The organism is Sediminibacterium roseum, from assembly GCF_009939005.1.
Classification (GTDB): Bacteria; Bacteroidota; Bacteroidia; order Chitinophagales; family Chitinophagaceae; genus Sediminibacterium; species Sediminibacterium roseum.
In genome coordinates this window covers 914,953-928,102 of sequence record NZ_JAACJS010000002.1, presented here as the reverse complement: position 1 = coordinate 928,102, position 13,150 = coordinate 914,953, and the positions used below count along the sequence as shown (strand labels likewise).

The window sequence follows — 13,150 nt, the reverse complement described above, 5'->3', positions numbered from 1 at the left end:
ATATCTGTATAGTTAATTTTTTAATCCAAGATAATGATCATATTCCGAGATCATATGGTTCACTGTAAACTGTGATTCAAACAAATGATGCGCTGCACTTCCCATCGTTTGTATCAGGTGCCTGTTGTCTATGAAAGACTGCAGGCAAAGCATCATTGCCGCAATGTCGTCGGAATTTACCAGGTAACCGGTTATTCCATCGTTGACCTGTTCTGCAACACCACCCGCCTTCGTAGCCACAACGGGCATCCCCACGCGCATCGCTTCGAGTATCACGATGGGAAAGCTTTCGATTTTTGAAGTGGACACAAGAATATCGTGCGACAAATAAAAGGGCGTGACATTTTTCTGAAAACCGGTAAACGTCAGGTAATTGCTGATGCCGGTGGCGGCAACATATTCGTCTATTTCCTTTCGTGCGGCCGGCTCGTCAATATCTCCTACAAAAGTTACCGCGATATTCATGATACCTGATTGAACCAACCCGGCTATGCATTTTACCAGTAACATCTGATTTTTGTTGTAATCAAAATATCCTACGTGTAAGATCTTCAGTACCGGTGTATGGGCATATTCCTTTCGGGGTGAGGGCTTTAACCCATTGTAAATGCAAATGGGTTTCTGTTTTACCATCCGGACCGCATTCATCTGTTCAGCAGATTTTTTCGAAACCGCAATGAAGGTCACCAGTTTGTCGAGCGTATGGTCCCAAAACCGGTCAAACCAATATTGGTTTTTTGCGACCGGTCTTGGCATGCTGTGAAAAGCGTAGAACCGTTTTTTTACAGAGGGTAAAAAGTAAGACGCCATAGCCGCTGTTCCGCAAAAAAGGCCGCCCGGGTATCCTCCATTGTGAGCGATAAAGGTATGGGCGCGAAACCGCATCATAAAAACCAGGAAGTAAAAAAAGGAAAACAGTAACAAGGGGTAACGTACAATATAATCAAATGCTTTCAGCGTCAAAAAGATCAGTTTGTTGTGCCGGAACCTGTTTGCAAAAAGGCCGATATCCATTGGCGTAACCAAATGGTATGTGTAAACGGATACATGATCGGGCAAACCGGGTGCGAGAATGATCCTTTTGTCGATGCTGCTGTTTACAATCAGGTATATCTTTTCGCATGCGAGGTTCTCCAGTAGTACCCGTGCAACCTGGTCTGAGCCGCCGGCGGTATAGCTTTCTACAAAAAAAATCAACCTGCTCATATCAAAAACTATTCGCTTGCTTTGCCAACCGTGCGCGCTGGGTTTCCGGCTACTATTGTAAAGGGTTCAACATCATGCGTAACCACCGCGCCCGCAGCCACGATCGCCCCTCTCCCTATCGTAACGCCTTTCAGGATGCTGGCATTAAAGCCCACCCAGGCATCATCTTCAATAACAATTGGTTTGCTCTTGATATCACCCAATGGCAACAATCTACCTGTTATAAAAATATCCTTAAACTGTTCGTGCCGGTTCTTTGCGGAAATTGAATGCGCATCATAATCGTGAATATTCACGCCAAATGAGATAAAAACCCGGTCGCCGATACTGATAGAGTTACCCGACCATATTTTTGTATTATCTGCGACGTAACTACAATCACCTACACTAATTTTGCCGGAGTGTGTAAGAACCAACAACTGCCCGAGAACAACCGTATACTCCCCGATCGATATCGCATTGCGGTTGCTTTGCGGATTATTGATTATACAGCTGGGATAAAGTAGGCTGCTTTTTTTTGCCTGGCATCTTGAACGCATTTTTTTGCTATGCAGTACAAAAGCAATCTGTGCAGGCCAACGATAGATGGCAAATAATAATTTCTTCATGGCCGGTATCACAAACTTTTTTCCAGAATGATGTCAGCAGCTTTTTCTCCGATCATGATCGCAGCTGCATTGGTATTAGATGCCACGAGTATCGGCATAACCGAAGCATCGGCAATACGCAAATTTCCGATGCCATGAACACGCAGTTTATGATCCACCACCGACATTGGATCATTTCCCATTTTGCAAGTACCGATTCCATGATAAGTGGTTTGTCCAACTTCGCGCATATAGGAAACCAGTTCCTCGTTGTTGGTCATGTTAACGCCCGGCCTTAATTCCTGCAATACAAACCGCTTGAGCGCAGGTTGCGTGGCTACATGTCTTGCCACTTTCACTGCCTTGAGCATGGTGTCTACATCTTCAGGATGATCAAGATAATTGGGGCGTATTGCCGGATCATCGGTATGCAAGGCAGATTTGATGTGGACCGTTCCCACTGATTTAGGAAAGAGCTGGTATGCCCCGATTGAAAATCCGGAGAATTTATCTACGCCCGAATTGTGCGCAACGCCGAAACGCCCTTGTTCGCTCAGGTGCACCAGTTGTATTTTTATGTCCGGCTCTTTGAGTGAAGAATCGCTTCGCAACATTGCCTGTATGGTTGCAGATGGCGTTGCAAGCAATCCATCGCGGTGTAATATATACCTGAGACCGAGCTGAAACCCTTTCCATTTGCTGTTCAGTGCATCATTAATGGTTAACGAGCCTTTTGATTCGTAAGCGGCGCGTACATTGATATGATCCTGGAAATTTTCGCCAACGCCGGGCAGGTCGTGCACAACCGGTATGCCAAGTTTTGTAAGCAAAGCTGCATTGCCGATACCAGACAACTCCAGCAGTTTGGGTGTATTGATGGCGCCCGCAGAAAGGATCACTTCCTTATCTGCGTATACTTCGTAAGCGTTGCCACCCTTTGTGCTCAACCGCACTCCTATGGCCTGTTTATTCTTTACCAGGATTTTTTCTACCAGTGTGTTGCTTCTTATTTCGAGGTTTTTGTTTTTCCTTACTTTATCAAGATAAGATGTAACCGTGCTCTCACGGAGTCCATTGCGGGTATTCAATTGAAGATAACCAACACCTTCCCCGTTTACAGCATTGTAATCGGCCACGGCAGGATAACCCGCCTGGAGGCAAGATTCACGAAATGCTTCGCTAAGCACATCGCGGCGTTTGATCTCGGTGATTTTAAACGGCCCTCCCACTCCCCTGTACGCAGGATCGCCACCCGGAAAATCCTCCATTCTCTTAAAATAAGGAAGAACGTCTTTAAAACTCCAGCCCGCACATCCATTACTTGCCCACTCATCGAATTTAGAAGGAAGGCCGCGCACATATACCATCCCGTTTACCGTACTCGACCCTCCGAGAATACGGCCCTGCGGCATGTAAACCCTACGCTGGTTGATGCCCTTTATTTCTTCAGTGAAAAATTTCCAAACGTATTTTTCGCGGTGGAGCAACTTTCCGATTCCCAGCGGAACTTTAAACCAGATGTTGTCCGGTTTGCCACCCGCTTCAATCAACAGCACAGAATGCTTGCCGTTTTCCGCAACACGCGCAGCCAATGCAGCACCTGCCGAGCCGGCACCTGCGATAATATAGTCGAACCTGTTATTCATAATCGCTCTCCTTGGTTTCTATCATTTGTTCTTTGTTGACTTTACCAGCCCAAACATTGAGCCCTGCACCATCCATCCGCTCAGCCTCTTCATGTTTCTGGCTATCCAGCAGGATATTTTTATCTCTGTCAAACGGGTTTTACTTTTTCTCATTTCAACATAACCGGGGTACGTCGAATTCAGCAGCATAAAGCAGTAGGGTCTGAATGCGCTTGTTACGATCCTGTGTTTTTTTGCAAGGAAACGACGGGCAGACGCCACTGTAAAGAAATGAACATGGCCCAATATACGGGTCTGTTCTGCGTAGTACCTGAATTTATTCGCCATGTTGCGAAGCCCATCGAACAGGTTCAACTGCACGGGGATGTTGTAAAGAATATATCTCCCGATATTGTTTAGCGCATCGGCTGCCGATTCACTATCCGGTATGTGTTCGATCACATCGATCATCAATACAAGGTCAAAATCGTTTTCCGGGCATTCTTCCAGTGTACAGTTCCAGCTTTCATTGATTTCGGGATGATTGATTTTTTGTATCCTGAGCATTTCTGCAGAAAGATCAAGCGTGTTAAAATCTACCGTAATCCCTTTCTCCTTGAAAAAAACAGCGACCATTTTACCAAGAATACCAGCCCCACCGCCAACATCAAGTATTTTGATCCGGCCATTTTTGATTTCCAGTTTACCGAGCATATCTGCAAACTGTGAAAACTTGTATTCTGAATCTTCCGAATGCAGATCCGGGTTGTGAGAGATATACTCATTGTTGTTGTATATCTCCTGGATTTTCTCTTTCATGTGTTATTGTAAAAATGTTCTCAGCCAGACAGATCGCCATTGCTGGTGAGGTCGGGCATATTTATAAATAAATGATTTTACGGCCTGCTGAACGTTCTCGCTCTGCCACCAGCCGTCAATATCGTTGTATACCTCGTTGAGATGGTTCGCTGCTTCGGATGGATCTGTAAAGATGATTTTTGCCCGCTGCAATTTTTCAAAATCCGGTATCGCGTCTTCACGAAGGTAGCCTTCCAGCGGTGGGTGTATGATCACGGTGGGGATATTCCATGCCAGCGACTCAAGGAAAGGTGTTCCAAAATGATTGGATAAATGAATCCTGGCATTAACAAGACTGCTATGAAAATCCGGGACCTGGTCAATTTTCAGATCAGCGGGCATAGGCAGGTAACGAAGACCAGTGCGCTTCAACTGGCGTATATAAACCGCTTCCCTCTGCTCTTTTTCCAAACCCTCCATCACTGAGTCAGAAAGCTGAATATAGTGGGGAAGATCGTATGAATATACCATTGGCGTTTCCAAAAGACCTGAATATTCGCTTATCGTTGGGAAAGTAAAAAGAATCCTCGATTTTTCTTTATAGCTTATGTTCCCGGGAGGCACGAGTTTAGCATTGGGCAATACATCTTTTCCCCAGCCCCATGTAAAATAACGGGTGGCTGCCTTTCTTTCATATTCTTCGCTGGATAACACCTTATTTACCCCGTAACCAAAACCATGTTGCGAGATCCAGAGTTCTGCTTTCGGCGCCTCCGCCGTCAGGTATTTGAATCTCTCTTCAGTATGTATGGCATTTGCTGTAAACAACACCTGCAGGTTTGGGTTCTTTCTATGCCATTGTATTGCTTCCTCACGCAATTTTTGAAAATTCTCAAGAAACGAATGCGGTATAAATGAAAAAAGAATAGAGGAAGCTATTGTGAGCAGCGAATCTTCATTGTCCATTTTTATCTTATCAGCCATTTTATTACGCAGCGCTGCATCTGTAGCTTCGGGAGTGGAAAGAACGCGATTGAACCTATAATGCACCACCCTGAACTTACTTTTCCAGAAAAACCAAAGACTGTTTATAAATGTGTTGCTGGGATAATAAGGAGATACAACAAGGATCAGTTTTTTTGTAAAAATCCTGTTGACCGCGCACAAAAAATTCTGATACACCGATGCAAGCTTTTCTCTCCCTGAAGCTTGTGATCTTATCCATCCTATGTCTGTTTCTGGTGTTTCAATAACATTGAAATTGATCCCGTCAATATGCCTCGCTACGGCAGAGAACAAACGAAGATTGAATGTATGCGAAAGGTAAGTTTTCTGGTTATAGTCGTCTGAATCGAAAGAAAACGCGATAGATGGTGCACAAACATCTGTACGCACAGGATGATGTTCTTTAACCGCAGCATTCAAAAGTGCCATTCGCTCATACACGTTATGAAGGAAATGGTATAACCACCTGCCCAAAAGCAGCTCGTAATATTTTTCAGGTTTTTTTATGCCGAATCGTTCATTATAAACACAGGTCAGCCTGCTAAGCAAAACCAGGTATACCTGCAAAATAATTTCCCTGATCTCAACGGCGTCCTGGGGTTTAACCGGATACTGAAGTACTTTTCCTTTGAACTGTTCCTCCATTTCCTGGTTTCCGTTGAAACACCAGTCGGCGGCAAAAATCAAATCATCTTGCTGTACAGATTCAGGAAAAAATCCGGTTGTAACTAATTTTTTTCCCCTTATCATTCAGCCCTTAATTTTTTTCTGATGCGTTGTGCGATCGCTTTCAGATTCAGCGATAACGGGTGATAATAATAGGAAAAATCAAATTGCAGTGCCGTATTCTTTTTTATTTTATGCCTTGTTGCGAGGGCCATGTCGAACACATGCATTCCCAGCAGATACAATCCATCCAGCGGGCTGTTCTTCCTGGGTGTCTCCATAATCTTATCGGTTACTGTGTCGAACACAAGTTCGCTGTTCCCTTTAAAATCGTTTTCAATCAAATCAACGAATCTTTGTTTTGCCACGGGAGGCAGGTTTTCCTGGACAAGCAACTGCATGGCTTCTTCTATTGTCTCAGGCAAATAGCAACTTTCATACATCCATTCGAGACCCGGATCAAACTGGAGCGTGCTTTTGCTGGAGCCAAGGAGTACATCCAGGCAGATGACCGGGGTTTTAACCAGGTAGGCGTCTATATATGATGAGCTCGCCAATCCTACAATCGCCCTGCATTCAGACATCCACTCCGCCACATCGAAATCGTTATTGATCTCAAACCGTTCTCCATACTTTTTTTTCAGCGCAGCATAGGTATTAAGGTTTTCATTCGGGTGTGGGCGCAGGCTGATCGTATAATCCGTTTGCTGAATGATCTTTTCAAAAAAGTCAAGGTAGGCATTGATCGCTTTCGATTCCGCATCGAGGCGGGCCATTGTTTTGTAACGGTTTTCAGCAAGTTCTTCTACCAGGTAAAAGCTCATTACACTTCTTTTGTAAAGGTCATTTACCGCAGGAAAACGCCCGATAAAGCCGACTTTTTTTGTATCCTTCTTTACAACTTCACTATAGGCTGTGGCGATAGGCAGACGGGAATATCCAGCCTGTATCAATTTTTCGGTGTCATCTATATTGCGATTTTTTACGAACCAGCCCAATGAATTCTTACCCCAGAAAAAAACTGACTTGAGAAAATCATAATCGTTTTTCGCGGGGTACATTACCACATACTCCGAATCATAAGCGAAGCCCTCTGCAGGCATAAAGTGTACTTCCAGCTCGCCCGCTTTCGCCTCCTTAATGATTCGCTCATTATAAATCATATCTATCTGCCCAATGATAAATATTTTTCGTGGCTTCAATACTTTAATGAATAGGCCAAAATTTCTTCTCGAACAAATAAATGTCTTGTATCCGTTTGCACGAAGTATTTCCTTGATAATGAGGCACGCCGAAAAATCCCTCCTCAGCGAATCGGAATACAGTAAAATAATATTGGTACGAAAACCCATTCCTTTGTAATTAGTGATTGGTCAATTTTTCTTTGTCTTGTTCCTGGTATTGAAGTAAGGCTTTTGCTATGGCAAGGTCAGTAACCGAGTCTATATCAATCCCCCTTTCTTTTGGCATTACATAACAAAGCGATCTACTTTTAATAAAAAACTTTTTTATGGCTAAAAACGTTTCTGTCTTAATAAGGTAAATGGCTCCGTTGATAAAATGAAAGTCCTGTTTAAAATCCTGCCTGCGGGTTACAGTGTGGGCAGGCTCTGCCAGGAAACTCCACCCGTTTTCGTCTATTTTGATACATTCAAAGGGGTGTTCCGATAATGCATGCACACTTATCAGGCTTTCTGCCGACCGTTCAATAAACATTGCCATCGAATTGTCTATATCTGCTGCCGATCTCAGTGGAGAAGTTGGCTGCAGCAGCACAAACTGTTCCGGTAAAAAACCGCGATCGGTTTTAAACCATTCCAGGGCGTGTTCTACCACATCGTACATAGAGGTTTCATCTGTAGCCAAGGCGGAAGGGCGTTTGTATCTGCAGTTAATCCCTTTTTTTTCGGCCAGTGCTATCACTTCATCATCATCTGTCGTTACCAGTATTTCATCAATGCATGAACTTTGCAGGGCAGCTTCTATCGTGTAACTGATCAGCGGCTGCCCGTTGAGGTCTACAACGTTCTTTCGTGGAACCCCTTTCGATCCGTACCTTGCGGGAATGATTGCAAGCAACATCTAGGCTATCTCTTTACTGATCTTTAATAATTTTTCAGCTATTTCAGCGATGCGATCGTCTGTCATTTTGATCATGACCGGCAATGCGATCGAACTTTCCAGAATGTCTGCAGACTTTTGCCATTGTGTTTCATACGTATCATGGTAAACGCCTGCCTTGTTGAACATATGCGACCAATGCTTTGCAAAATGCCATCTCATCGCATCCGGTACATTTTTCGTACCTAGACCCTCTTCCTTCATTCTTTTCAGGAATGCCTGTGTTTGTTCGCGGTTGTTGAGGATAAAGAACAGGGCATCGCCACCTTCTCCTTCATCATGAATTGTTCTGAACCGGAATGGAAAACCACCTTCTGTCAAAAGCTTTTTAAGTTTTGCTTTATTGGCTTTCTGCATAGAAATGATCTTATTGAGTTTGCCAAGCTGCACGATACCTATCGCTCCCTGTAATTCGGTCATGCGGTAATTGAATCCTACACCAATTGCCCCCTCTTCGCCACGGCTGACATTGGTTGCATATTCGTGCCCGTGGTCGTGGTAAGCGCGGACTTTCTTAAACAACTCTTCGTTGTTTGTCAGGATCATTCCACCTTCACCTGTACTGATGCACTTTCCGGCATCGAAACTGTAACAGCCCATATCTCCTATCGTGCCCAATGCTTTGCCTTGCCATGTGGCACCAACTCCCCATGCAGCGTCTTCTATCACTTTGACATTATGCTTTTTGGCAATGGCACAGATCCTATCCAGGTCGGCCGGTGCACTCATCATGTGTACGGGTATTACGACCGCTGTTTTATCCGTGATAGCTGCTTCGAATGCGGCGGGGTCCATTGTGAAAGACTCATCAATATCTACAACAACCAATTTTGCGCCCGCGGCGAGTACGGCTTCTGCGGTGGCCACAAAAGTGAAACTTGGGATGATCACCTCATCTTCGGGGCCTAGATCAAATGCAGCCAAAGCTACCCGCAACGCTGCAGTGCAGGATGATACCGCCTGTGCGTATGGCACATGGAACATCTCTGAAGCAGTTTTTTCAAATTCGCGAACTTTGAATACGCCATTGCGTATGGCATCAAAACCGTGCGCAAAAAGCACACCGCCATTTGCATCGAATATGGCGTTTACAGCGTTTCTTTCTTCGTGATCAAACAATTCATATCCTGGCATGGGTTATATTTTTAAGATGAAAAATTAAACAGGATCAATATCAACAAATTTTTTCTGCGTTTTTTGTTTCCAGAACTCCGCCGAGCTTAATACTGCGTGAAATTGGGGAGCACTTTTGCCATCACCGAAAATGTTATGTGTTTTACCATTATAGGCCAGTGATTTTTTTAGTTCGGACTGAATGTCTTCACTATCAATAGAAACATCGAAAACAGATTCACAACGAACACGACCATTTTGCCGCGTTCCCATATTGATGCTTGGTACGCCATAATGCGGCGCCTCGCGTATACCCGCACTGGAATTCCCAATCAGGACAGCCGCATTTTTCAGAAGCGTAAGGAAAGATTCGAAACGCATAGACGGATAGATGGAAAAACGTTTATTGCCTGCAAAACGTTTGTATTCATCCAATATGATATCAGACCCGGGATCATTGTTTGGATAAATGACCACGAAATTCATGTCAGATTTGATCAATTGATCAACCAGGAATTTCACCTGTCTTTTCAGGTCATCCAGTTCAGTTGTAACAGGATGGTATAAAAGGATGCCATATTGATCGAAATCAAATTCATAATGTTGTTTAACTTCTTCAATTGTGGGAATTTCATCGGAGCTCATGATATCAATATCCGGAGATCCGATTACATGTACCGAGTTTTCGGGCTCGCCAAGCTGCAACAATCTTCTCTTCGCGATTTCATTGGCAACAAAATGTATTTGCGATAGCTTGGAAACCGAGTGCCGGATTATTTCATCGATGGTTCCAGATACTTCTCCTCCTTCCACATGCCCCGTGAGAATATTATTAAACGAGCCCACAATGGCCCCGGCCATGGCTTCCAGCCTGTCACCATGTACAATGATAAGATCCGGTTGAACTTCTTTGATGTAGTCTGAGAATCCTGAAATGGTTTTAACCAGTATCTGGTCCATCGCATCGCCTTCATTCTGGTTGATAAACTTGTGAATGTTCCTGAAGCCCGATCTTTCCACCTCAATATGCGTACTACCGTATTTGGAAAGCATATGCATACCTGTAACAAAAACATATACTTCAAAAGCTTTGTCTTTTACAAGCACCGACATCAGCGATTTCAATTTCCCGTAATCTGCCCTGGTACCGGTAAGAAAAACTACTTTTTTAGGATTATCTACAGAATTATGCATTTTCAACATCTTCCTTTTTTAGTTGATACCCTTTGATTATATCTCTTGCCGCTGTTTTGCCCAGTAATAATTCGTAATCAAGCGCACTGAAATCACCAGTTCCAGGCCTTTTTACCCATATGTTTTCTTCTGTCAAAAGTGTGCCTGCAGGAATGGGTTGGATGGCGACCACCGAAGCGAATGCAAATGCGATTGTGGGGGCTTCTTCTTTTACAGCATCTTTGTTATTCCCCTTTGCTTTAAAAATCGTCTTTGAACCCTCGATCAATTCAGAAAGAGCCTCAGGATCCATTGAACAAATGATATCCGGCCCCGGCCTGCTCATGCTGTCTGTAAAATGTCTTTCCAATATAGAAGCACCGAGCGCCACGGCGCCAAGACAAGGGTAATTTGAAAGGGTGTGATCGGAAAGACCGACCACAGCATCTGGAAACTCACCTTTCAGCACTGATATGGCATCAAGTCTTACGATCTCCGGCGGGGTCGGATATACATTCGTGCAGTGAAGAAGCGCAAAAGGAACGCCTGCATTGCGCAGGATTTCTACCGAAGGCCGTACTGACTCGATGGAGTTCATTCCGGTACTCAGAATTACTGGTTTTTTGAACCTTGAAATGTGTTTGATCAATGGGTAATTGTTGCACTCACCCGAACCGATTTTAAAAGCAGGAATATCAAATTTAGCCAATCGGTTGGCAGCTGCCCGGGAGAATGGCGTACTGATAAAAATCGCTCCTCTCTGTTCAACGTGCTGCATGAGCTTCCACTCTTCGTCTTCCGAAAGTGCGCATCTTTCCATGATCTCATAAATAGAAACATCTGCATTACCGGGGATCACTTTCTTAGCCTCATCAGACATTTCATCTTCTACGATATGAGTCTGGTGTTTGATGATCTCAGCGCCCGCGCCGATGGCTGCATCTGCCATCTCGATGGCAAGATCCAGCGACCCCTCATGGTTAATTCCTATTTCTGCAATAACAACGGGTGGATGATCATCGCCGATCTCCCGATTTTTTATCGAAAAACTTGCCATAGTATATTTTTTATTTAAAGATTGATTTATGCCGGCAGTATTTCCTGTGGCGTACCTTGCTCAACAACCACACCCTCTTTCATACGGATGATCACATCGCATTTCTTAACAGTGGTGAGACGATGCGCTACTATAAAGATCGTTTTATTAGTAAGTAATTCCACGGAGCGCATAACCGCCTCTTCGGTATCATTGTCCAGCGCACTGGTGGCTTCGTCCAGCACCAGCACATCCGGGTTATGATAAAGTGCACGCGCGATCCCAATACGCTGGCGTTGTCCTCCCGATAATCGAACCCCTCTCTCACCAACTATTGTATCGAGTCCCTCCGGCAATGACATTACAAATTCCTCCAGCTGTGCGGAACGGAGTGCTGTTAAAAGCGCATCCTCGTTTATTTTTTCATCCGACAAACCGAACGCAATATTCCGACGCATGGTGTCGTCGGTCAAATAAATGCTTTGTGGAACATACCCGATGCTGTTCTGCCATTCGCGCAATGTTTTCGGTGATTCATGAATGCTTTTCCCATTCACGTAGATATCTCCGTCTGTTGGCGACAGGAGTCCTAAAATAAGATCGGTTAAGGTACTTTTCCCCGAACCGCTTTGACCAACAATACCAATTGATTGTCCTTTCTTAAGTTCGAAGGAAACTGTTTTTACTGCTGCTTTTTCGGTATCCGGGTAAAAAAAAGTCAGCCCTTTAACTTCTATTCCTTGTAAGCCAACAGAATGTTCCGATAACACGGAAAGTGCTTCGGCATGGAGGGTAATATCATTGTAAATAATATTGATTGAAGGTTGATTATAACGGATATTCTGAATGGCGTTTAAAATCTTGATCGCCGAGGGGATCAGCCTGAATGCTGCCACTGCGAATAATCCCAGAGTGGGAAGGATGATATTGATGTCTTTACCCTGCATAACAATGGCGAGTACCAGTACAGACATTCCAATTACGGCCAGAAACTCGAGCCAGAGACGCGGAAGCGCTTGTAACGTGGTGTTAAGCCTGTTAAAATGGGCATAACGGCTGTTATGTTTATGGAATTGCTGAAGAAAATCACTTTCTCTTCCGAGAAGCTTTACATCTTTTGCGCCACCCAAACCTTGCATGAGATGTTGTGTAGCCAGGCCCAGATGAAAGACGCGTTCCTCGCCCCATTTCACAATATTTCTTTTCATATACCTTGAAAATCCCCAGGCGGCGATCCCGCCGACCAGCAACATCAGAAAACTGCCGACAGGTTCGGCGGAAACAAGGATCACCACGAAGCCAAGCAGTACGAAGATTTCCGTGATGAAGTTCATGATCGACAATACAGCGCTGAATACACTCACCACTTCTGTATTGATGTTCCTGATAAGCGTGGCAGAATTACGTTGCAGATGAAACACATACGGCTGGCGCAGGTAAGTGGTAAACAGGCGCTGTGAAACCTGCACCTGGAAATCATTCACAAACCTGTTTTGCCAGAATATATAATAAGTAAGAAAGAAATTCTTGATCAGGTATACAATTACAAGTGTGCCCATCCCGATGGATACGATCGCTTTCTGTGATGGATTTCCAAGAAAGTCAAGCACCGGCTTTAATACAGGATATTTTCCACCGATGTCATTTTCCATCAGCAACGCAATTGCAGGAACGACCAATCCGACGCTCATCATTTCCAGTAGCATGGAAATAAGTGTCAGGATCAGTAGCACAACTATCTTCTTCCGCTGCTTTTCATCCAGCAAAATATACAGTTTCTTAAGCGAGCCCATATCCTTATCCTTTTGTCCGTTTGCCAT

11 protein-coding genes are annotated in these 13,150 nt (G+C 44.3%); all 11 read right to left on the bottom strand.

Features of this window, described 5'->3' with window-relative positions; all coding sequences use genetic code 11:
• Nucleotides 1-12: 12 nt before the first annotated feature.
• The 11 genes from GWC95_RS04105 to GWC95_RS04055 all read right to left on the bottom strand — a co-directional run bounded on the left by GWC95_RS04105 (nucleotide 13) and on the right by GWC95_RS04055 (nucleotide 13,150).
• Entirely contained in the window at nucleotides 13-1,206 is a 1,194-nt protein-coding gene (locus GWC95_RS04105; protein ID WP_161817389.1) for a glycosyltransferase, read from the bottom strand.
• An 8-nt stretch (nucleotides 1,207-1,214) separates the two neighbouring features.
• Nucleotides 1,215-1,814 carry an acyltransferase gene (locus tag GWC95_RS19950; protein WP_161817388.1) on the bottom strand — a complete coding sequence of 200 codons (600 nt, stop codon included), beginning with the start codon at nucleotides 1,812-1,814 and terminating at the stop codon, nucleotides 1,215-1,217.
• An 8-nt stretch (nucleotides 1,815-1,822) separates the two neighbouring features.
• A complete protein-coding gene (locus GWC95_RS04095) occupies nucleotides 1,823-3,439 on the bottom strand; it encodes a GMC family oxidoreductase (RefSeq protein ID WP_161817387.1) in 1,617 nt (538 codons plus the stop codon).
• 21 nt (nucleotides 3,440-3,460) lie between these two features.
• The gene (locus GWC95_RS04090; protein ID WP_161817386.1) at nucleotides 3,461-4,237 is read right to left on the bottom strand and encodes a class I SAM-dependent methyltransferase; all 777 of its coding nucleotides are present in this window, start codon (nucleotides 4,235-4,237) and stop codon (nucleotides 3,461-3,463) included.
• Between the two features lie 3 nt (nucleotides 4,238-4,240).
• The gene (locus GWC95_RS04085; RefSeq protein ID WP_161817385.1) at nucleotides 4,241-5,971 is read right to left on the bottom strand and encodes an LIC12162 family transferase; all 1,731 of its coding nucleotides are present in this window, start codon (nucleotides 5,969-5,971) and stop codon (nucleotides 4,241-4,243) included.
• Nucleotides 5,968-7,050 (bottom strand): glycosyltransferase family protein, encoded by a 1,083-nt coding sequence (locus GWC95_RS04080; RefSeq protein ID WP_394351242.1) that lies wholly within the window; start codon nucleotides 7,048-7,050, stop codon nucleotides 5,968-5,970. The genes GWC95_RS04085 and GWC95_RS04080 overlap by 4 nt, the downstream gene beginning before the upstream one ends.
• A gap of 199 nt (nucleotides 7,051-7,249) precedes the next feature.
• On the bottom strand, nucleotides 7,250-7,969 hold the full coding sequence (locus tag GWC95_RS04075) for an acylneuraminate cytidylyltransferase family protein (RefSeq protein WP_161817383.1): 720 nt from the start codon (nucleotides 7,967-7,969) through the stop codon (nucleotides 7,250-7,252).
• The gene (locus GWC95_RS04070; protein WP_161817382.1) at nucleotides 7,970-9,142 is read right to left on the bottom strand and encodes a DegT/DnrJ/EryC1/StrS family aminotransferase; all 1,173 of its coding nucleotides are present in this window, start codon (nucleotides 9,140-9,142) and stop codon (nucleotides 7,970-7,972) included.
• A gap of 24 nt (nucleotides 9,143-9,166) precedes the next feature.
• Nucleotides 9,167-10,315, bottom strand: coding sequence for a UDP-N-acetylglucosamine 2-epimerase (neuC, locus tag GWC95_RS04065; RefSeq protein ID WP_161817381.1), 1,149 nt, complete (start codon nucleotides 10,313-10,315; stop codon nucleotides 9,167-9,169).
• Entirely contained in the window at nucleotides 10,308-11,351 is a 1,044-nt protein-coding gene (locus tag GWC95_RS04060; protein WP_161817380.1) for an N-acetylneuraminate synthase family protein, read from the bottom strand. The genes neuC and GWC95_RS04060 overlap by 8 nt, the downstream gene beginning before the upstream one ends.
• Before the next feature lie 26 nt (nucleotides 11,352-11,377).
• Nucleotides 11,378-13,150, bottom strand: a complete 1,773-nt coding sequence (locus tag GWC95_RS04055; protein WP_161817379.1) for an ABC transporter ATP-binding protein — start codon at nucleotides 13,148-13,150, stop codon at nucleotides 11,378-11,380.

Excerpts from the sequence above, each read along its gene's own strand:
- GWC95_RS04105 (WP_161817389.1), bottom strand. The coding sequence starts at position 1,206 with ATGAGCAGGTTGATTTTTTTTGTAGAAAGCTATACCGCCGGCGGCTCA.
- GWC95_RS19950 (WP_161817388.1), bottom strand. The coding sequence starts at position 1,814 with ATGAAGAAATTATTATTTGCCATCTATCGTTGGCCTGCACAGATTGCT.
- GWC95_RS04095 (WP_161817387.1), bottom strand. The coding sequence starts at position 3,439 with ATGAATAACAGGTTCGACTATATTATCGCAGGTGCCGGCTCGGCAGGT.
- GWC95_RS04090 (WP_161817386.1), bottom strand. The coding sequence starts at position 4,237 with ATGAAAGAGAAAATCCAGGAGATATACAACAACAATGAGTATATCTCT.
- GWC95_RS04085 (WP_161817385.1), bottom strand. The coding sequence starts at position 5,971 with ATGATAAGGGGAAAAAAATTAGTTACAACCGGATTTTTTCCTGAATCT.
- GWC95_RS04080 (WP_394351242.1), bottom strand. The coding sequence starts at position 7,050 with ATGATTTATAATGAGCGAATCATTAAGGAGGCGAAAGCGGGCGAGCTG.
- GWC95_RS04075 (WP_161817383.1), bottom strand. The coding sequence starts at position 7,969 with ATGTTGCTTGCAATCATTCCCGCAAGGTACGGATCGAAAGGGGTTCCA.
- GWC95_RS04070 (WP_161817382.1), bottom strand. The coding sequence starts at position 9,142 with ATGCCAGGATATGAATTGTTTGATCACGAAGAAAGAAACGCTGTAAAC.
- neuC (WP_161817381.1), bottom strand. The coding sequence starts at position 10,315 with ATGCATAATTCTGTAGATAATCCTAAAAAAGTAGTTTTTCTTACCGGT.
- GWC95_RS04060 (WP_161817380.1), bottom strand. The coding sequence starts at position 11,351 with ATGGCAAGTTTTTCGATAAAAAATCGGGAGATCGGCGATGATCATCCA.
- GWC95_RS04055 (WP_161817379.1), bottom strand. The coding sequence starts at position 13,150 with ATGGCAAACGGACAAAAGGATAAGGATATGGGCTCGCTTAAGAAACTG.